Annotated in this window: 20 protein-coding genes and 1 tRNA gene; 8 read left to right on the top strand and 13 right to left on the bottom strand. The window is 69.8% G+C overall.

Annotation, left to right across the window (positions count from 1 at the left end; all coding sequences use genetic code 11):
- Positions 1-14 precede the first annotated feature (14 nt).
- Positions 15-91 (bottom strand) — tRNA-Pro (locus AC4GYU_RS05570).
- Positions 92-173: 82 nt separating this feature from the next.
- Between AC4GYU_RS05570 and AC4GYU_RS05575 the strand changes: the two genes are divergently transcribed.
- Positions 174-869, top strand: coding sequence for a TIGR02117 family protein (locus AC4GYU_RS05575; protein WP_491085900.1), 696 nt, complete (start codon positions 174-176; stop codon positions 867-869).
- Here AC4GYU_RS05575 and AC4GYU_RS05580 read toward each other — a convergent pair.
- The 5 genes from AC4GYU_RS05580 to AC4GYU_RS05600 all read right to left on the bottom strand — a co-directional run bounded on the left by AC4GYU_RS05580 (position 857) and on the right by AC4GYU_RS05600 (position 5,670).
- Complete coding sequence (locus tag AC4GYU_RS05580; protein ID WP_491085901.1) at positions 857-1,261, bottom strand: GFA family protein; 405 nt, start codon at positions 1,259-1,261, stop codon at positions 857-859. The two genes, AC4GYU_RS05575 and AC4GYU_RS05580, sit on opposite strands and share 13 nt — an antisense overlap.
- 63 nt (positions 1,262-1,324) lie before the next feature.
- Positions 1,325-2,623, bottom strand: a complete 1,299-nt coding sequence (hslU, locus tag AC4GYU_RS05585) for an ATP-dependent protease ATPase subunit HslU (protein WP_491085902.1) — start codon at positions 2,621-2,623, stop codon at positions 1,325-1,327.
- Between the two features lie 115 nt (positions 2,624-2,738).
- A complete protein-coding gene (gene hslV, locus AC4GYU_RS05590; RefSeq protein ID WP_491085903.1) occupies positions 2,739-3,287 on the bottom strand; it encodes an ATP-dependent protease subunit HslV in 549 nt (182 codons plus the stop codon).
- On the bottom strand, positions 3,284-4,204 hold the full coding sequence (locus tag AC4GYU_RS05595; protein ID WP_491085904.1) for an alpha/beta hydrolase: 921 nt from the start codon (positions 4,202-4,204) through the stop codon (positions 3,284-3,286). The genes hslV and AC4GYU_RS05595 overlap by 4 nt, the downstream gene beginning before the upstream one ends.
- Complete coding sequence (locus AC4GYU_RS05600; RefSeq protein WP_491085905.1) at positions 4,204-5,670, bottom strand: phospholipase D-like domain-containing protein; 1,467 nt, start codon at positions 5,668-5,670, stop codon at positions 4,204-4,206. Before AC4GYU_RS05600 ends, AC4GYU_RS05595 begins: the two co-directional genes overlap by 1 nt.
- A 210-nt stretch (positions 5,671-5,880) precedes the next feature.
- Between AC4GYU_RS05600 and AC4GYU_RS05605 the strand changes: the two genes are divergently transcribed.
- Entirely contained in the window at positions 5,881-6,636 is a 756-nt protein-coding gene (locus AC4GYU_RS05605; protein ID WP_491085906.1) for a class I SAM-dependent methyltransferase, read from the top strand.
- Between the two features lie 57 nt (positions 6,637-6,693).
- Here the strand turns inward: AC4GYU_RS05605 and AC4GYU_RS05610 are convergent, their stop codons facing one another.
- The gene (locus AC4GYU_RS05610; protein ID WP_491085907.1) at positions 6,694-7,104 is read right to left on the bottom strand and encodes a 3TM-type holin; all 411 of its coding nucleotides are present in this window, start codon (positions 7,102-7,104) and stop codon (positions 6,694-6,696) included.
- Positions 7,105-7,143: 39 nt separating this feature from the next.
- The gene (locus AC4GYU_RS05615) at positions 7,144-7,710 is read right to left on the bottom strand and encodes a glycoside hydrolase family 108 protein (protein ID WP_491085908.1); all 567 of its coding nucleotides are present in this window, start codon (positions 7,708-7,710) and stop codon (positions 7,144-7,146) included.
- A 120-nt stretch (positions 7,711-7,830) separates the two neighbouring features.
- On the opposite strand from AC4GYU_RS05615, the gene AC4GYU_RS05620 reads away from it, so the two are divergent.
- From AC4GYU_RS05620 to AC4GYU_RS05630, 3 genes are all read left to right on the top strand, one after another.
- Positions 7,831-8,094 carry a hypothetical protein gene (locus AC4GYU_RS05620; protein ID WP_491085909.1) on the top strand — a complete coding sequence of 88 codons (264 nt, stop codon included), beginning with the start codon at positions 7,831-7,833 and terminating at the stop codon, positions 8,092-8,094.
- A gap of 89 nt (positions 8,095-8,183) precedes the next feature.
- A complete protein-coding gene (locus tag AC4GYU_RS05625; protein WP_491085910.1) occupies positions 8,184-8,519 on the top strand; it encodes a hypothetical protein in 336 nt (111 codons plus the stop codon).
- A gap of 134 nt (positions 8,520-8,653) precedes the next feature.
- Positions 8,654-10,657: a methyl-accepting chemotaxis protein gene (locus AC4GYU_RS05630; RefSeq protein WP_491085911.1), complete on the top strand. Its 2,004-nt coding sequence runs from the start codon at positions 8,654-8,656 to the stop codon at positions 10,655-10,657.
- Between the two features lie 88 nt (positions 10,658-10,745).
- Here the strand turns inward: AC4GYU_RS05630 and AC4GYU_RS05635 are convergent, their stop codons facing one another.
- The 5 genes from AC4GYU_RS05635 to AC4GYU_RS05655 form a co-directional block, all read right to left on the bottom strand.
- Positions 10,746-11,717, bottom strand: coding sequence for a sigma-70 family RNA polymerase sigma factor (locus AC4GYU_RS05635; protein ID WP_491085912.1), 972 nt, complete (start codon positions 11,715-11,717; stop codon positions 10,746-10,748).
- A gap of 182 nt (positions 11,718-11,899) precedes the next feature.
- Entirely contained in the window at positions 11,900-12,805 is a 906-nt protein-coding gene (locus AC4GYU_RS05640; RefSeq protein ID WP_491085913.1) for a peptidoglycan-binding protein, read from the bottom strand.
- The gene (locus AC4GYU_RS05645) at positions 12,802-13,203 is read right to left on the bottom strand and encodes a hypothetical protein (RefSeq protein WP_491085914.1); all 402 of its coding nucleotides are present in this window, start codon (positions 13,201-13,203) and stop codon (positions 12,802-12,804) included. Before AC4GYU_RS05645 ends, AC4GYU_RS05640 begins: the two co-directional genes overlap by 4 nt.
- Positions 13,200-14,510, bottom strand: coding sequence for a FliI/YscN family ATPase (locus tag AC4GYU_RS05650; protein WP_491086887.1), 1,311 nt, complete (start codon positions 14,508-14,510; stop codon positions 13,200-13,202). Before AC4GYU_RS05650 ends, AC4GYU_RS05645 begins: the two co-directional genes overlap by 4 nt.
- A gap of 23 nt (positions 14,511-14,533) precedes the next feature.
- Positions 14,534-14,938, bottom strand: a complete 405-nt coding sequence (locus tag AC4GYU_RS05655) for a flagellar biosynthesis repressor FlbT (protein ID WP_491085915.1) — start codon at positions 14,936-14,938, stop codon at positions 14,534-14,536.
- 168 nt (positions 14,939-15,106) lie between these two features.
- Between AC4GYU_RS05655 and flgE the strand changes: the two genes are divergently transcribed.
- From flgE to AC4GYU_RS05670, 3 genes are read left to right on the top strand one after another with little or no spacing between them, the layout of a single operon-like run.
- Positions 15,107-16,408, top strand: coding sequence for a flagellar hook protein FlgE (flgE, locus tag AC4GYU_RS05660; RefSeq protein WP_491085916.1), 1,302 nt, complete (start codon positions 15,107-15,109; stop codon positions 16,406-16,408).
- 11 nt (positions 16,409-16,419) lie between these two features.
- Positions 16,420-18,513, top strand: a complete 2,094-nt coding sequence (locus tag AC4GYU_RS05665) for a flagellar hook-associated protein FlgK (RefSeq protein ID WP_491085917.1) — start codon at positions 16,420-16,422, stop codon at positions 18,511-18,513.
- Positions 18,510-19,427 carry a flagellin family protein gene (locus AC4GYU_RS05670; RefSeq protein WP_491085918.1) on the top strand — a complete coding sequence of 306 codons (918 nt, stop codon included), beginning with the start codon at positions 18,510-18,512 and terminating at the stop codon, positions 19,425-19,427. The genes AC4GYU_RS05665 and AC4GYU_RS05670 overlap by 4 nt, the downstream gene beginning before the upstream one ends.
- The last annotated feature ends 24 nt before the right edge of the window (positions 19,428-19,451 follow it).

Genomic DNA, 19,451 nt, shown 5'->3' on the forward strand with positions numbered 1-19,451 from the left:
GCAATGAGAAGAAATGGTCGGGGCGACAGGATTCGAACCTGCGACCCCCACACCCCCAGTGTGATGCGCTACCAGGCTGCGCTACGCCCCGACCGATGCCGCCCCTTTGCACGGGACGACGAGCGGCGCAGATAGTTGGCATGAGCCCAATAGGCAAGGCGAGACGAGCAGGCGTGGCGAAGCGGCGGGGAAAAGGGCGACGGTTCGGGGTCGCGAAACGGCTGTTGCTGGTGCTTGCCGCGGTGCCCTTGCTCTATCTTTCGGCGGCGCTGGTGGGGGCGCTGGTCCCGGTCAATGCCGACTGGAAAGAGGCCGAGCAGGGGACGACCATCTATCTTCGCTCGAACGGCATCCACCTCGACATCATCATGCCGGCCAAGGCCCAGGGGCTCGACTGGCGGCCCCTGCTTCCCGAAAGCGATTTCGCCGCGCCGCCGTTCGAGGCACGCTGGTTCGGCTTCGGCGCGGGCGAGCGGAAGGTCTATCTCGAGACCCCCGCCTGGACCGACATCACGCCCTCGACCGCGCTCCATGCCATCGCGGGCGGCGAGCGGGTGCTCCATGTTGACCGCACGGCTGGGCCGGGGGCCGAGTTGGTCGCGATCCGGCTCCGGCCCGAGGAATATCGGCGGCTGTGGGCCTCGGTCCGGGCCGAGTTCGATGGGCCGCCCAAGCGGATCGACCATCCGGGCTATGGCCCCGACGACGCCTTCTACCGCGGCCGCGGCCGGGCCAGCGCGGTCCAGACCTGCAACCAGTGGGTCGCCGACAAGCTTCGCCTCGCCGGGGTCCGGACCAGCCTCTGGTCACCCTTCGTGCAGGGGCTGACCTGGCGCTACCGGCCGGTGCCGGCGGGTCAGCCGGGATAGCGTTCGAACGCGGGCAGGCCGTCGAGCCGGCCCATCCAGCCGATCCGCTCGGCGGTCTGGATCTGGCCCTGGACCGGGAAGGCGTCGGGATGGTCGAGCGTGGCCGACTGGATGTCGATCTGGCCGGGGAAGATCTGGTCGTTGAGATAGAAGAGGCTGGTCCCGCAGGTGCCGCAGAACTGCCGCTCGGCATGTTCCGAGCTCCGGTAGCCCTTGGCCGTGCCGGTGATGGTCACGTCGTCCTTCGCGAACAGGCTCCAGCTGTTGGCCGGGGCGCCGCTCGCCTTCTGGCAGTCGCGGCAATGGCAGAGCGCGTGATGCACCGGCGAGGCCCCGTCCCGGATCTCGTAGCGCACCGCGCCGCAAAGGCAGCCACCCTGCTCGGCCATCATCCTCACTCCCTTCGATTCGGATGAGTAGGAGGATGGCCGAACGGACGGAACGTTTCAAGAACGTCAGAGCACGTAGCGACTGAGGTCGGTGTTCCTCGCGAGGCTGCTGAGCTGCGAATCGACGAAGGCCGCATCGACCACCAATTCCTCGCCGCGGCGATCCTCGGCCTCGAAGCTGACCGTTTCGAGCAGCTTCTCCATCACCGTCTGGAGGCGGCGGGCGCCGATATTCTCGACACTCTCGTTCACTTCGGCCGCGATCCGGGCAAGCGCGCGGATGCCGTCGTCCGCGAAGCTGATGGTGACCCCCTCGGTCCCCAGCAGCGCCCGATATTGCTCGGTAAGGCTGGCCCGGGTGGTCGACAGGATGCGGACGAAATCCTCCTCGGTCAGCGCCTTCAGCTCGACCCGGATCGGCAGGCGGCCCTGGAGCTCGGGGAGGAGGTCGGCGGGCTTGGCGACGTGGAAGGCACCGCTCGCGATGAAGAGGATATGGTCGGTCTTGAGCGGACCATATTTGGTCGCGACCGTGGTCCCCTCGATCAGCGGGAGGAGGTCGCGCTGGACGCCTTCCCGGCTGACCGAGCCGCCGCGCACGTCGCTGACCGCGATCTTGTCGATCTCGTCGAGGAAGACGATCCCGTTGGCCTCGGCGTCGGCCAGCGCGACCCGGCTGATATCGTCCTGGTCGAGGCGCTTGTCGGCCTCCTCCTCGGTTAGCTTGGCGAAGGCCGCGGGGACCTTGAGCTTGCGGCGCTTCTTGGGCGGGCCGCCCATCGCCTTGCTCATCATGTCGCTGAGGTTGATCATCCCCATCCCGCCCTGGCCGGGGAGGTCGAAGGGCATGGCCGGGGCCTCGGTCACGTCGATCTCGACCTCGGCGGTATCGAGGCTGCCGTCGGAGAAGCGCTGGCGGAAGGAAGCGCGGGTCGCCTCGCTCGAGCCCTTGCCGGTGAGGGCGTCGAGCAGCCGCTCCATCGCCGCTTCCTCGGCGCCCTGGCGGACCCGGTCGCGGCGGCGTTCCTTCTCGAGCCGGACGGCCTCCTCGACGAGGTCGCGGGCGATCTGCTCGACGTCGCGGCCGACATAGCCGACCTCGGTGAACTTGGTCGCCTCGACCTTGACGAAGGGCGCGTCGGCGAGCTTCGCCAGCCGACGGCTGATCTCGGTCTTGCCGCAACCGGTCGGCCCGATCATCAGGATGTTCTTGGGCGTGACCTCGTCGCGCAGCTCAGGGCTGAGCTGCTGGCGGCGCCAGCGATTGCGCATCGCCACGGCCACCGCGCGCTTGGCCTCGGCCTGGCCGATGATGTGCTCGTCGAGCGCGGCGACGATGGTCTTGGGGGTGAAATTGTCGTTCATTTCTTGTGCCTTCTCCCCTCCCGCTTGCGGGAGGGGGCGGGGGAGGGAATGTGGGGTAGCGGAGGAGGGCAGGCCCTCCCCCAGCCCCTCCCGCAAGCGGGAGGGGAGTTGAATGTCAGACCGTCTCGACGGTCAGGCGGTCGTTGGTGAAGACGCAGACCTCGGCGGCGATCGCCATGGCGCGGCGGGCGAGCTTCTCGGGGTCGGGCTCATATTCCTGGAGCGCCTTGGCGGCGGCGAGGGCGTAATTGCCGCCCGAACCGATGGCGGCGATCCCGGCCTCGGGCTCGAGCACGTCGCCATTACCGGTGATGACCAGCATCACCTCCTTGTCGGCGACGATCATCATCGCCTCGAGGTTGCGCAGATATTTGTCGGTGCGCCAGTCCTTGGCGAGCTCGACCGCGGCGCGAAGCAGCTGCCCGTGATGCGTCTCGAGCTTCTTCTCGAGCCGCTCGAACAAAGTGAAGGCGTCGGCGGTGGCGCCCGCGAAGCCGCCGATCACCGCGCCGTCACGGCCGAGCCGCCGGACCTTCTTGGCATTGGGCTTCATCACCGTATTGCCCATGCTGACCTGGCCGTCGCCGGCGATCACCGTGCGGCCATCCGTACGCACCCCGAGGATGGTGGTGCCGTGCCATTGTTCCATGTTGTTCCCGCTCATGTGGTTGGCGGGGAGGTGGGCATTCCCAGCACCGAGCGCAAGAAAGCCGCCGCATCGGCCAGCACCGGGAAGCGGCTCCGGAAGGGGCGCGACAAGGCGACCACGGTCCCGGCATGGTCGCAGCCCTGGTAGATTCGCAGCTCGTGCGGCGCCCCGACCCTGGCCAGCGCGGCATCGAGGCTCTTGCTGTTCTTGGCATAGACCAGCCGGTCCGAGCTGCCATGGAGCAGCAGCAGCGGCGGGGCGTCGGCGCGGACATGGTTGATCGGCTGGGTTTCGGCGGGGTCGTGGTGGCTGCCGAAGGTCGCGCGGCCGCGCCATTCGCGGAACGGCGCGAAGTCGAACGGGCCCGACAGGAGCACGCCGGCGCGGATCGTGCTCGGCGGGAGCTGGACCGCCGCGAGCCAGCGCGGGTCGAGCGCCAGCATCGCCGCGATATAGGCCCCCGCGCTATGGCCGGCGACGCTGATCTTCCCGGGATCGCCGCCGAACAAGGCGATGTTGTTCCAGACCCATTTCAGCGCCAGCGCGGCATCGTCGAGGAAGTCGGGATAGCGGACCTCGGGCACCAGACGATAATCGGGGACGACCGCGATGAAGCCCTGCGCGGCGAAGGCCGCCCCGGCAAAGCCATAGTCGGCGCGCTCGCCCGAGTGCCAGCCGCCGCCATAGAAGAAGACCACCACCGGAAGTCGCGCCGACGTCGGGTGCGAGGGCGCCCAGACGTCGAGGTGATGGCGGGAATGGGGGCCGAAGCGGACATCCTCGCCGACCTTGCGGGCGCGGTCGCCGCGGCCGGGGGTGAGCCGATCGATCCGGTTGAGCAGCGCGACCGGGCTCCAGCCGAAGCGATCGACCAGTTCGGCGGCGACCCGCGGGATGTTGTGCCAGCGCGTGCGGCGCGCCGACCGAGCCATCAGGCAGGGACCTTGCGGCCGCGATGCCGCAGTTTCCGGAGCCTGCCGCGCAAGGGATCGAACAGGGTCTTCCTCGTCATCCCCTCGAACATCATGTCGGGGCTCTTGGGGTCGAGCAACTCGGTCTCGGCGATCGCCTTGGCGACGCCCTCGGGCCGCTCGAACGGAAGCGGTTCGAGCCGGCGGCCATCGGGATTGGTCAGCTCGGCGATCGTCGCGAGGAGCGAGCCGGTCCGCGTGAAGCTCTCCGCCACTTCCTCTTCGCTGCTGTCGGTATGTTCGGCGATCAGCCGGGTGCGGAGCGCGGAAAGCGCCGCGCGCTCGGCCTCGTCGGTCGCTTCGAGCGCGACGTCGCATTCGCTGTCGAGCCCGAGGCTGCGGTTGTTCATGTTGGCCGACCCGATCTTGAGCAGCCGGTCGTCGACGATCATCAGCTTGGCATGGACATAGATGTCCTGCCCGCCCTCCGTCTTGGGGGTGAAGATGCGGAAGCGATTCTGGGGGTCGACCGCGCCGATGATCTCCATCAGCCGGAGCCGGGTCGCATCCATCGCCACCTGCTCGAGCCAGCCGTCGGCCGTGACCGGATTGACCATCACGATCTCGGGCGGGTCGGGCTCCTCCATCCGGTGAAGGATCGCCGCGGCGATCTTGGGCGAGGTGAAATATTGATTCTCGATGTAGATGAACTTCTTGGCGGCCGCGATGAGGTCGAGGGTCAGCGCCTCGATCTCCTTGACCTCGGACCAGTCGCGATAGGCGGCGACGGTGCGGGCGATGGCGAAGCGGCTGTCGCGGACCTGCGGCTCGAGGCCTTCGGGCCAGATTTCATGGTCGCAGGGAATGGCGGGCAGGCGCTCGCCGGTGGCATGTTCCCAGCGGGTCCGGGCAAGCTCGGCGAGGCCGGCGGCGAGCGGCCCGTCACAGGCCATGGTCGCGTCATGCCAGGGGCCATAAGGCGAACCGTCGGGATGGATACGGTCGGGATCATCGTCGGCATGGGCCGGCCGGTCCCAGCGGTCCGCGGTCATGTCGATCCCGCCGCAGATAGCGAAGCAATCGTCGATCACCACGATCTTCTGGTGGTGCGAGCAGCCCGGCGGATGCGCCCCGTCCATCACGAAGCGGATCGCCTTGGTCCACATCAGCCGCCCGAGCCACAGCAGGGCCCGGCCGCGCAGCGCGAGCTTGAACGCGCCCACCCGCCAGCTGAGGATCTTGATCGGAACATTGGGCTTGGTCCGGGCGAGGTCGAGCAGGAAGTCGCCGAGGCTCTGTTCGCTCTCGGTCCGGTCGAGGATGATCCGGGGATCAAAGTCCCAGCCGATGATCAGGATGCGGTGCTTGGCGGCGAGCATCGCCTCGCGGATGTTGCGATAATAATCGCAGGCGTCGACGATCACGCTCGCGCGCCCCGCCTGCTCGATCCGCCAGCAATTCCGTCCCGGTTCGAGCAGGCTGTCCAACGGTCCCGATCCCTCCCTCGTGCTGCCCGTAGAAAGGCCGCGCGTGGCAGATCGTTCCATGCCCGGACTAAAGTCTCAAGGGGGCGATGGTGGTCGGCACGGCATGAGCGCCCGCTCCGGGTCGCGAGGAAGGTGCGATCCACGGCATGACTTGGCATTCTGCTTCCGCACCGCTATCCATGTAACAATATTACATTCTGTCGAGGTGCCGTGATCAATCCTGCAAATGCCCCTACCGCACGCTTTTTCGCGGGCCTCGGCATCGAGGCGGGCATGCGAGTGCTCGACGTCGGATGCGGAAGTGGCGACCTCAGCCGCTTCGTGGCCGAGTTGGCAGGGCCCGAAGGCGAGGTGGTTGCAATCGATCGCAGCGACGAAGCCCTGGCCATGGCGCGCACCGCGCCGATCAGTCCCTCTGCGGCGCCAATTCGCTATCGCGCAGTGGACTTGTCGGATGAGCTGCCGGATCTCGGCCCGTTCGATGCGATCGTGGGGCGGAGAGTGCTGATGTACCTTCCTCAGGCAGCTTCAACGATCGCGCGCTTGACGCAGCTGGCAAAGCCGGGGGCGGTCCTGGCATTTCAGGAGCATGCCCGCTCCAGCCTGCCGGCCGGTCTTGGACGGCTCGACCTGCATCGTCAGCTTTATGACTGGATGTGGACGACCGTCGCGGCCGAGGGTGGCGACGTGGGTCTCGCCCTTCGCTTGGTCGATCTCTTTCGAGCGGAAGGCCTCGCCATCGAAGTCGCACGAAGTGAAGCTATTCTGCTCCAGCCCGGCGAACCATCGTTCCTGCCGACGCTCATTGCAATGATGCTTCCGCGCCTTGTCGAGCGGAAGGTTGCAAGCGCTGCGGATGTGGGACTGGAAACCTTGGCCGAACGGCTCGAGGAAGAGCGCTGCGCTGCCGGAGGGACGATCGTGTGGGACCTCGCCTTCCTGGTCGCTGCAAGGCTTTCGGCCTAGCAAGCCCGGGCACGCAAAAGCCATGGAGGCTATTGCGCGCAGCGCGCCGGATCAGCCCTAGCGCACGCCCTTGATGTTCCCCCAAGTGCGGGCGGCGGTGTAGCCGAGGTAGCCGGTGCCGAAGAGCGTGTAGAGCTCGCTCGGAAGACCGCGCAGGTAGGAAGTCATGCCGGTCGCGATCGCGGCGGCGGTGGCCGGGTTGGCGGCGGCGATCAGGCCCATCGGGATCGACCACAGCATCAGCGCATACATGACGTAGAGGAAGCTCGGCCGGGCGCGGCTGGTCCAGGGGTCGCTACTGTTGGCCTCGGCGATGATCGCCTGCATCTGCTGCGCGATCTGCGCGGCTTCCTGGTCGCCCTCGAGCTTGAGCAGTTCAAGCTTGGCCCGGTCGCGGGCCTGGGGATCGGGGATGATCTTGTCGATCAGCTTGGCGAGCGGACCGACGACGGCTTCGATGAGGGGCATGGAAAAGCTCCTGCGGCTTGAAGGGAAAAGGGGGTTCGCTCAGCGCTGCTCGCCGAGGCGGTTGGCGAGCCAGCCGTAGAGGAAGGCCTCGTTGGCGGGCCGTTTCTCGGCGAGGCGGAGGTAACGTTCGCCCTGCAGCGCCTCGAGCGCGCGCAGCAGCACGGTCTCGCCGCCTTCGCCGCGGCGGTCGAGATAGGCATCGAGCGCGGCGAGCGTATGCGGCCCGACCCGGCCGTCGGGCGTGATGTCGGCGAAGTCCTTCCCATTGCGGTTGAGCGCGGTCAGCGCCCGCTGGAGGAAGGTCGTCGCGACCGCCGGCCCCATGTTGGCGCCGGTGTCGAACAGTTCGGCCGCGATCCGGGGCGCCCGACGCGCAACCTGGTCGAAGCGCGGACGGAGCCAGTAGAGCCGGCGATAGATGGCGGCCGCTTCGTCACGCGGAAGCAATGCCATCGGCCCGTCATAGCCATGGGCCCGGGCGACCGCCTCGGTGATCCCGTAATTGGTCGCGCCGCCGCGGTCGGCGGGATGATGGACGTAGCCGCCCTCGCGGCTGATCAGGCCGTCGATCAGGTCGTCGATGGCCGGGGGTGGGGATTCGGGCAATGCTTGCTCCTGCTGAACCACCGAGTCGCTATATAGCTAACCTATATGGCTCACTGTAGGACAGCGATTTGTCCGTGAAGGATGGCTATGCCGAGGAGGAGGCGGTCATCCACAGAAAAGATGACGCCCCATGTTCCTGATTTGTTCTTCGCGCGTTATGTCGTCGCCGTGTCTACCAAGCATGTCCGAACCACTGGCGACCTGGTCCGCTTCCGCGCAGCGGTGAAGATCGATTGCGGGTATTGCGGCGCATCGCGCACGCTCGATGGGCAGGGTGCGGTGCAGCTTGGCGGTTCATGCGACCTGGCCAAGTTCGAGGCGCGGCTCCGTTGCGCGCGCTGCCAGGAGAAATCGGCGCGACTGACCATCCTGCCCCCTCTGTAATGGGGTTTCCGGATTGGCTAGATATTTGAGCCGTGCGCGAACCGGAGACATTTCTTGCCGCCGTTGCCGCAGGAGCGCATCATCCCGCCGTGCTGCTCCTCCTCGCCCTCGCGGCTGGCCCCAATCTTGTCGGCTCCGCTACCCATGAGGTGGCGCGGCAGGAATGTCGGCTTCGCGACCGCGAGGATGCGGTCACCGTCTGCGGCCGCCGCGACCAGCGCCGCATCTATCAGGTGACCGATCCCGACGCCCCCTACGATCCCAAGGGCAATGTCATGGGCGCGATGGCCGAGCGGATGAACTGGGTCGCGGAAGGCGACAGCGGGATCGGCAGTTGCAGCAACATCGGCCCCTCGGCCGGCACCGGCTGCTTCGAGAAGGCCTTCCGCCGCTCGCTCCAGCAGAAGGGCTGGCTGGTCCGCTAGCGGCGGCCAGGCCGGACAATCGCCGCGCTTGCCCGAGGGGGCGCCGCACACCGCCTATAAGGGAAAGGAGCGATCGTCGCCCGGTGCCGCGGCACGTCGGGCGGCGCCGCATGGCTGGACAAGGGGCGGGCAGGATGAAGCGGCTGCTGCAGGACATCGGGATCATGAAGAAGATTTTGGCGATGCTGCTGCTGCTCGGCGGCGTGGCGGTCGTCACCGCTGGCGTGAATGCCTGGAAGATCCGTGCCATCGATGCCCGCTATGCCGAACTGATCGACCGCAAGCTGCCCGCCATCGCGCAGATGGTGCGGAGCCACCGGCAGACGTCCGACATCCTCCGCCACGGCTTTCGCGCGGTGACCTATCCGCAAGGGAGCGCCGCGTCGCGCAGCGCGGCCGGGGATGCCGATGCGGCGATGGCGGCGCTGACCGAGACCATCCGCAAGGCCGAGGAGCTCGACCCCGACCTCACCCCGTCGGCCGAGGCGCTGCTCACCCAGACCGGCGCGATCCACCGCACCGTCCGGGTCGCGATCGCGCGGGCGGGCGCCGGCGATCAGGCGGGCGCGGTGCGGCTGCTTGGGCGGGCCGATGCCATGCTCGATGAGTTCAGCGGCCAGCTGAAGGACAGCAACGACCGCCGCATCGCCGCGACCGATGCCGAGGCCGCCGCGCTGGCGGAGACGACCGACCGCAACCTTCTCTACGCCATCCTCCTGACCCTGGTCGGGACGGGCGTCGCGCTGGCGCTCGCCCATGTCGTGGTGAAGGGCGGGATCGTCCGGCCGCTGCTCGACCTCAAGGACAAGATGGGGCTGCTCGCGGCGGGCGACCATCAGGTGGCGATCGACCAGACCGGGCGCGCCGACGAGATCGGCGCGATGAGCCGGGCGGTGCAGGTGTTCCGCGACCAGGCCGAGGAACGGGCGCAGCTCGAGGCCGCAAAGAAGGTTGCCGATGCCGAGCAGCAGCAGGTGGTCGACACGCTCGGCGACCGGCTCGACCGGCTGGCCGACGGCGACCTTACCGTCGAGATCGGCGACAGCTTCCCCGACACCTATCGCCAGCTCCGGACCGCCTTCAACGGCGCGGTCGGACGGCTCGGCGAACTCATCCGAACCGTCGGCGAAAGCACGGCCGAGATCCGCACCGGCAGCAGCGAGATCGCGCAGGCGAGCGAGGATCTCGCCCGCCGCACCGAGGGCAATGCCGCGAGCCTCGAGCAGACCAGCGCCGCGATCCAGCAGATGGACCAGCGGCTGCGCGCCTCGGCGACCTCCTCCTCGCAGACCGTGGCCCGCGCCGACCAGACGATCGCCACCGTCAGCGGTGGGCGCGAGCGGGCCGACGAGGCGGTGCAGGCGATGGGCCGGGTCAGCGAAAGCGCCAAGGGCATCGACAGCGTCATTGAAGGCCTCGACAAGATCGCCTTCCAGACCCGCGTCCTGGCGATGAATGCCGCGGTCGAGGCGGGTCGTGCGGGCGAGGCGGGGCGCGGCTTCGCGGTCGTCGCCGATCTCGTCAGCGCGCTGGCGATGCGGGCCGAGGAAGAGGCCAAGCGCGCCCGCGACCAGCTGACCGTGACCCAGACCGACATCGTCACTGCCGTCGGCGCGGTCGAGAAGGTGGATTCGGCGCTTCAGGACATTTCCACCGACGTCGGCGAGGTCCACCAGTTGCTCGGCTCGATGGCCACCGACAATCAGGCGCAGGCGCAGGCGATCAGCGAGATCAATGCCGCCATCGCCAGCATGGACCAGTCGACCCAGCAGAATGCCGCGATGGTCGAGGAGACCTCGGCGGCGGCGCGCAATCTCCTCAAGGAAGTCGATGCGCTGGGCGAGCAGGCGGGCCGCTTCCGCCATTCGGGCCGCCCGGCAGCGCGCGCCGTCGTCGCGCCTCCGCCCGCCGCGGCGCCGAAGCCGGCTGCGCCGACGGAGAAGGCGATGCCCAAGGCTCCCCCGCCGCGCGCCGCGAAGAAGGCGGCCGCGCCAAAGCCCGCCAAGGCCGCTCCCGCAGGGCTCGACCTTCCCCGCCACGGCAAGGAAGGCGCCTACCAGTCCCCCGTCGCCGCCCTGCCCGCAGCGGCCATTCCCGGGCTGACCGAATTCGTCGAGGACGACTGGAAGGAATTCTGACAACGGGGCGACCCGGCCATCGGCGGACAAGCAAAAGGCCCGGCAGGCGAAACTGCCGGGCCTTTCCTCGTCTGGCCTGCAATCGCGTTCAGGCCGCGAGCGGCCCCGGCCGGCGGAGCGGCGGCAAGGGGCGTAGCGAAGCGCCCTCGGACCCGCCGGCGCTGCCGGGATCGGGGTTCGAGTGGGCGAGCACCGGGGCGGTCTCGCTGCCCTTGCGGCGGCTGGCGACGGTCGGGCCGTAGTCGGCCATGACCCGGAAGCGCGGATGAACCTCGGTGAGCTCGGCCATGACCTTGGCCGCGCGCTTGCCGATCTGGCGGACCTGCTCCCGGCTGAGGCCGCTGCCTTCGGGCGCATCATAATCGGCAAGCTCGCCGAACACGCGCGCCTCGAGGATCTCGCGGTCGCGTTCGAGCCGCGATTCGATCGCCCCCACCGCCTCGGCGTCCAGGCCCGCGCGGCCACCGGCTTTCAGCGCCCGCGCGAGTTCGCGCTTGGGCTGCTTGCGGCGGAGCGATTCGAGCGCGGCATGGCGGCCCTTGTTGACGAATTCCTCGATCAGGCACTGGGCGGCGGCGCGGGCGAGATAGTCGCTGGCGGAGCGCTCGGTCCGCTCCAGCGCATCCTCGTCCTCGATCAGCGCCTCGAGCGAACTGTCCTCGCCATCGGGGCCCGACACCTGGTTATGGAGCGAGACGGTCGTCGCCGACACCTTCTGCGCCGAGGGGCGCTGGTCGGTCATCAGGCGGAAGCGGAGCGACTGCAGCTCGCCGCGGATCTGCCAGTTCACGAAGGTGGTGAACTGCGCCTTTTCGGGGTCATAGGCCTCGACCGCCCGGTGCACCGCGATCGCGCAGCATTGCTCGGCATCGTCCCAGTGACCGACCAGGCCATATTGCCGGATGAAGTGGCGGAAGCGCGGGCTGAGCAGCCGCAGCAGGCGGGCAAAGACGAGATCGACGTCGCGGCGCTGCCGCGGAGTCCGTTCGGCCCCCTCCACCGGACGCAGGGCAATCAGTTCGGCGACGGCGGTTTCGAGCGCCGCAGTAGTCTTCGACATGGCATCCCCCGGACGGGGTGACCGGGACCCATTCCCGGCACCCCCGCGGACACCAGCAAGCGACCCGCGCAGTTAATCGGGTCGAACCACTTCCTCCGGAGCGGAGTGATTGGCCGCGCAGCCGCCCTGAGCCCCCTTCGGCGGTGCGCCGGATCGCTCGAAAACGGACTGTTTGGCGGAAGTCAGGCGGTAAGGTATCGGGCCGGGCGGATGCGCTTCTCGACATAGGTGTCGAGCCAGGCGCGATGCGCTTCGGCGGCCGAGCCGGCGGCGGCGATCCAGCGCGCGGCGGCGGCGCTCCCTACCTGTGCGTCGAGCAGCCGCGCCGCCCGCGCCTCGTCGAGCCCACGGCCAAGATAGCGGACCGCGTCGCCGAGCCCGAGGTGGTGCGCGAGATAGGCGGCGCGCGACATGTCCTGCAGGCCTTCGGGCCGCACGCCGGCCCGCGCGAGGCTGCCAAGGTTGCGCGCAGCATGGTCGGCGATGGCCTCGATCGCCACCGCCGGGTCACTCCGCAGCGCAAGCAAGGCCGTGCGCGCCTCGCTCCGGACGCCGCCACCCGGCGCCAGCCAGCCCCGCGCGCTGGCGAGCGCATGGAGTGCGCTTCCCGGCCGTCGCGCCTCGTCGAGCCAGGTGCCGGCGAGGAACTGGCCGAGCCCGGTCGCGGTCGAGCGCGGATTGCGGCTCTGCGCGTGCCACCGGCCGTCCGGACGGCGCGCGGCCTCCGCATCGACGATCGCGGCCAGCATGGCCGGGTCGAGCCCGGTTCGCGCGGCCGCAGCCTCGAGCAGAGGCTCGAATGCTGCGTTGGCGCCGAGCGCGAGCGTCGTCCGACCGCTCGGGGCAGGGGACGGGGGTGTCTCCGGGCTGAGCCGGGGCTGCAATCGGTCGTCGGCCTGGAGTGCATCGACCAGGGTGTCGAGGCTGAGCAGGTTTCGCCCGTGCGGCGTCGGCATTGGCGCTGTTGGATCCGCGGTGCGGCCGAGCGCGGTCGCCCAAAGGCGACCGTCGATCTCCCCCCGGGCCGCGCGATAGATGAGGTCGGCGCGGGCCGACGCGCTCAGCCGCTGGAGTTCGGTACCGCTCATCGCCGGGCCCAGCGCGCGGCGGTCAGCTCGTCGAGTGCAGCCTGGCGCCGCCGTTCGTCGGCCCGCTGTTCGGCCCGCCGCTGCTCGGCCTCGGCCTCCTCGAGCAAGCGTAAGCGGGCACGAAGCGCGACCGTCTCCGCCCTCAGCGCGTCCAGTCGCCGCGACCGCTCAGCGCGTTCGTCCGCAATCGATCCGAGGCGCCTTCGCGCGGCGCCGAACCAGGCTTCGGCGACGCTCGGGCATGGCGCGGCAAGGCTCCGCTCGTCCTGCCGCTGCTGGTCCAGCGCCGCCGCCTCATCAGCAAGCGCGGCGCCGGCGCGGACTTCGGCTGCGATGGCAAGCGCCAGCCGGTCGAGCGCCCGGCGGCGGTGGCGAATGGCGGGGGCGAGCCGGCTCACGGCATGGCCTCGGCCAGCAAGTCGCCAAGCGCGGCAAAGGCGGCGTCGGGTTCACCCCGGTCATCTTTCCCTTGCGCCACCAGCGCCTCGATCCGCGGCGCGAGGGCGATCGCCCGGTCGACCTCCGCATTCGCGCCCGGCGCATAGGCTCCCAGCCGGACGAGCTCTTCCATGTAGGCCCAGGTCGCAAGCAAGGCGCGTGCCTCGAGTCGGCGCCGGTTGTCGTCGGGGGCAAGGCAATGGGGGAGGGTGCGGCTGACCGATTTGAGCAGGTCGATCGCCGGATAGCGGCCGCGCTCGGCGATCCGGCGGGTCATCACGACATGGCCATCGAGGATCCCGCGCACCGCGTCGGCGATCGGCTCGTCATGATCGTCGCCGTCGACCAGCACGGTGAAGAGGCCGGTGATGCTGCCTTCGCCCGCCGGGCCGGGGCCGGCCCGTTCGAGCAGCCGCGGCAGTTCGGCGAAGACCGACGGCGGGTAGCCGCGGGTGGCGGGCGGTTCGCCCGAGGCGAGGCCGATCTCGCGCCCCGCCATGGCGAAGCGCGTGACCGAATCCATCAGGCAGAGGACGCGGCAGCCCTGCCGCCGGAAATGCTCGGCGACCGCGAAGGTCGCATAGGCCGCCTGGCGCCGGAGCAGGGCCGGGGCGTCCGAGGTCGCGACCACGACGACGGAGCGGGCAAGCCCGTCGGGGCCGAGGTCATCGAGGATGAATTCCTGCACCTCGCGGCCGCGTTCGCCGATCAGCCCGATGACCGCGACATCGCAGTCGGCCCAGCGGGCAAGCATCGACAGCAGGACCGACTTGCCGACCCCCGAGCCGGCGAACAGGCCGAGCCTTTGCCCTTCGCAAAGCGGCGCGAACAGGTCGAGCGCGCGGACCCCTGTCGCAAGCGTCGGGCCGACCCGGCTGCGCTCGGCGGCGGGGGGCGGGGCCGCGCGCAACGGCGCAGGCGTTCCTCCGCGCGGCAAGGGCCCGAGGCCGTCGAGCGGCCGGCCGAGCCCGTCGATGATCCGTCCGAGCCAGCCTTCGCAGGGGCGAAGCGCGGCCTGGCCCGCAAGCAGTTCCGCCGGCGTGCCCGAGACCAGCTGCTCGGTCGAATCGAACGCCATGGCGGTCGCGCGGTCGCCGTCGATCGCGGTCACCTCGGCATCGACCGGACCGGCCGATCCCACCAGCCGCAGTCGTGCGCCGACCGTCGCCGCGCCGCCAAGCCCGCTCACTTCGAGGCAGGCGCCCTGGACCTTGAGCAAGGTCCCGAAGCGTCGCCAGCGCGGCGTCTCACGGACCGTCCGGGCCAGGCCGCCAAGCGCGGCGGTGACGCTCAGGCGGCGATCTCCGCCACCTGCGCCAGCGCGTCATGCTCGAGCCGCATCAGCGTCCGGCAGTCGCCCAGCGCCCGATAATAATCGGCCTGCGCCGCGCGCTCGGCGAATTGCGCGACCGCGGCGCGACCCTGTTCGCAGGTCGAGAGGCGGGTCACCGAGGACAGGCTGTCGATGATCTGGCGATGGTGCTGCTCGATCGATTCCGGGTCGAGATAGGCCATCATCGTGTGGAAATAGAGCGCCCGCGCGGGCGTGCTCGCCTCGGCCGGGCTCATGATCTCGCGGCCGCGCAGGATCGTCACCTTGCTTTCGATCGCAAGGTCGGTGCGGCCCGACGCGCGGATGATCGCGCCGTTGATGACGACGCGTTCCCCGTCGCGAAGAGAAATCCTCAAGGTCATGGTCCACCTTCCGTCTGGTTCGTCCTCCCCCATCATAGGCAGGGCCCCGGGGCGCGGGCGGGCAAGGCGGCAAATTTTGCCGGTCGGCGGGGCCATCGGCGCGCCCCCCTATAAAGTTCGGGAAGGGATCGGCGCCGGGCCGGATCCGCTGTTGGGGAGCCTTGCACCTTGAGCCTCTATTCCGCCCTTTATGCCGGCGTTTCCGGCCTCGGCGCCCAATCCTCGGCAATGGCCACGGTCGCCGACAACATCACCAATATCAACACCATCGGCTACAAGGGCGTCGCGACCGAATTCAGGACCCTCGTCACCGACGGGCGGATGAAGTCGAGCTATTCGGCCGGCGGTGTCGCGGCCGCCCCGCAGGCGCTGATCAGCAAGCAGGGGCTGCTCCAGGCGAGTTCGAGCCAGACCGACCTTGCGATCGACGGGGCGGGCTTCTTCGTGGTTCGCTCCGGGGTCGGGTCCGATTCTGAGGTCGCCTTCACCCGCGCCGGCGCCTTCAAGCCTGACCTCCAGGGTTATCTGCGCAACACCAGCGGCTATTATCTCCAGGGCTGGCGGCTCGATGCCGCGGGCAATTATGTCGATACCGGCAATCTCAATGCGCTGGAGCCCGTGCGCCTCAGCGAACTGACCGGCTCGGCCGCCCCGACCAGCCGGCTCCAGATGCGCGCCAATCTCCAGTCCGATGCCCCGGTCCTCGCCGGCACCTACACCGCGGGCGACATGGCGGCCGGAACGGTCACCCCGCAATTCCAGCGCAGCTTCGACGTCTATGACGCGCAGGGCGGCGCGCACCGGCTGAGCATCGCCTTCGCCAAGACCGCCCCCAACCAGTGGCAGGCAGAAATCTTCGCCGTCCCCGCGACCGACGTCACCGCGGCCGGGGGCCTCCTCGCCAGCGGGACGGTGATGTTCAACCCCGACGGGAGCCTCGACCTCGCTGGTTCCTCGCCCGCCCTGTTCGGATCGCTGACCCCGGCCTGGACCAATGGCGCGGGGGCGCAGCCGATTGACCTCCAGCTCGGCAGCGACGGCGGGCTCGACGGCCTCACCCAGTTCGGCGGGCAGAGCGCGCTGATCAGCTCGAGCGTCGACGGCGGCCTCCTCGGCAACATCGCCAGCATCGAGGTCGACGAGAAGGGCGTGGTCAGCGCGGTGTTCGACGACGGCACCGCGCGCAAGGTCTTCCAGCTCCCCGTCGCGACCTTCCAGAATCCCGACGGCCTCACCCGCCTCACCGGCAACGGCTTTGCCGTGTCGAGCGCCAGCGGCTCGGTCGCGATCAACCCGCCCGGCGCGCTCGGCGCAGGGATGATCTCGAGCGCGACGCTCGAAGCTTCCAACGTCGACCTTGCCCAGGAATTCACCAACATGATCCGCTACCAGCGGGCCTACAGCGCGTCGTCCAAGATCATCACCACGGTCGACGACATGCTGCAGGAACTGTCCAACCTGAAGCGCTGACGGCCTGAGGGATGAGCCTGTCGCAGATCCTCGGGAGCGCCCTGTCGGGGCTGAACGCCGCCCAGGCGGGGCTGCGCTCGGCGTCGAACAACATCGCCAACGTCAACACCCCCGGCTACGCCCGCGAGCGCGTGCCGCTCCAGACGGGGGTGACCGCGGGGCAGGTGACCGGGGTCCGCGCGCAGGAGGCGGTCCGGGTCGCCGACCGCTTCCTCGAGGCGACGGTCTACCGCCGGGCCGGCGACTGGGGCCAGGCCGAGGCGGTCGCGGGCTCGCTCGACCGGCTCCAGGCCCTGCTCGGCGCCCCGGGCGAATCGAACGGCCTTCCCGCCCGCCTCGACGCGATCGGCGCGGCGGCGGTGGCGATGACCGGCGCGGCCGGCAGCGAGCCTACCGTCCGAGGCTTCGTCGGCGCGGTCCAGCAGGCGCTCTCCTCGCTCCAGACGCTCGACGGCGACATCGACAGCCTCCGGGTCGATGCCGAGCGCGAATTCAGCTTCACCGTCGACACGATCAACACGCTCCTCCAGCGGATCGACGCCCTCAACGACGCGGTCGCGCGGCAGGCGGCGGGGGGCCGCGCCAGCAACGGCTCGATCGACCAGCGCATGACCGCGGTCGAGGAACTGGCCGGGCTCATCAACATCGAGGTTCGGGAAGGCAGCGACGGCCGCCTCTCGATCGACACGGCGGGCGGGCTGACCCTGCTCGACCGTCGGCTGCGCCTGCTCGACTATCCCCCCAGTGACGGCAGTGCGCAGCCGCTTTATCCCGCGGTCCGCCTTCGCTTCGCCGAGGCCGACGGAAGCCTCGGCGCCGACACCGGCGAGCGGCTCGACAGCCCCGCGATCGGCGGGCGGCTCGGCGGCCTGATGGATCTTCGCGATCGCCGTCTGCCCGCCTTTGCCGAGCAGATCGGAAGCCTGTTCGGCGGGCTTGCCGAAAGCCTCAACGCGGTCAGCAACGCCGGCACCGCCATGCCCCCGCCGGCGCGGCTCGACGGCGCGCTGACCGGTTTTGCCGCCACCGACCGGCTCGGCTTTTCGGGCCGGGCGGTGGTCGCGGCGCTGGCGAGCGACGGCACGCTCGCCGCAAGCTTCACCCTCGAATTCGCAAGCCTCGGCCCGGGCGCCACGATCCAGGATGCGGTCGATGCGATCAACGCCGGCATGGGCGGCCTCGCCACCGCCAGTTTTGCGGGCGGAAAGCTCAGCATCGCCGGGTCGGCGGGGCTGGGGGTCGCGGTGGCGCAGGACCCCGCGGTGCCGAGCGAGCGGGCGGGGATGGGCTTTGCCCAGCTGTTCGGCCTCAACGATCTCGTCAGCGGGCCGCGCACCTATGGCCCGGCGGGCTTCGTCGCCGGCGATCCCCATGGCCTCGGCGCGGGCGAAGCAGCCCAATTCGTCCTTCGCGGGCCCGACGGGCGGGTGCTTGCGCAGGAGACGCTGTCCCCCGTCGCGGGCGGCACCTTCGGCGACCTCGTCGCCGCGCTCAATGCCGGGCCGCTCGCCGCCTTCGGCAGCGCCTCGCTCGATCCGCGCGGGCGGCTGACCTTCACGCCCGTGGCCAACCTTCCGACCGCGACGCTCGACGTCGTGTCGGACACGACCAGCCGGTTCGGCACCGGGCGTTCGCTGACCTCGCTGCTGCTCCCCTCGGGCCGCGAGGCGGGGCTGGCGCTGGCCGAGGTCCGGCCAGACATCGCCGCCAGCGCCCGCAATCTCCCGCTCGCCCGCCTCGATACCAGCGCCGCGGTCGGGACCAAGGCGGTCGGAAGCGGCGACAGCCGCGGCGCCAACGCCTTCGTCGACCAGCTTCGCGCCGCGGTCGACCTCGGCCGGGGGCGTCGCTCGGGAATGGAAAGCTTCGCCAGCGCGGTCCTCGGCCAGGCCGGGCTCGACGCCTCGGGGGCCAAGGACCGGCTGGACGACATGGCCGCGCGCAAGGCCGACGCGGTCAATCGGCGCGACAGCTATTCGGGAGTGAATATCGATGAAGAACTGGCCAGCCTCGTGACGCTCCAGAACAGCTATTCGGCGGCCGCCCGGGTGATGACCACGGCCACCGACATGTACGACACGCTGATCGCCATGGTGCAGCGATGAGCGGCTGGTACCGCGTCGCCACCGTGCCGATGCAGCGGACCCTGTTCGAATCGATTGCCGTCTCGCAGCGCAAGCTCGCCGAGACCCAGCAGCAGATGGCGACGGGCAAGAAGGCGCCCGACTTCGCCTCGCTCGGGATCGAGACGATGCGCAACCTGTCAGCGCGGACCCTGCTCGCACGGCAGGAAGCCCATGCCGCGGTGGGGGTGAGGATCGGCACCACGCTGGCGCTGATGGACAATCAGATCGGCGGGATCGAGGAGTCGCTGAACGGGCTTCGCGACACGCTGCTCGCCAGCGCCGCGACCGGCCGTGCCGAGGGGGTGCAGGAGAAGATCGAGGAAGCCTTCCAGCGCTTCCGCACCGGGCTCAACAGCGACGAAGGCGGGACCTATCTCTTCGCCGGCTCGCGGACCGATAGCGCGCCCTTCGTCCCCGCGACCCTCGCCGCGACTGCCGGCCTTGCGACTGCGAGTGCCTTCGCCAACGACAATGTCGAGGCGCGGGCGCGGGTCGCCGACGGGCTTGACGTCGCCTACGGCACGACGGCCAGCGCACTGGGGACGGGGCTGTTCGAAGCCTTTCGGACGCTGGCCGAGGCGGGGCCGATCCCCGATGCGCCCACGGCCGCGCAGCTGACCGCGATCAGCCAGGCGGTGGGGCAGATCAACGACGGGCTGAAGACGCTTCGCGCGGTCCATGCCGAGACCGGCCGGCGTCAGGCGCAGGTCGAGAACCTTACCGAGCGGGCAGGGGAGCGCGCGCTCATCCTCCAGCGGCTGGTCGCGCGCAACGAGGATGCCGACATGGCCGAGGTGGCGAGCACCCTGGTCCAGCGCCAGACGACGCTCGAAAGCAGCTATACGGTGTTCAGCCGTCTGGCGAACCTCAGCCTGGTGAACTTCATCCGCTAGCGAGTTGGGCGATGATGGACCGGC

The organism is Sphingomonas sp. SP2, assembly GCF_058313385.1.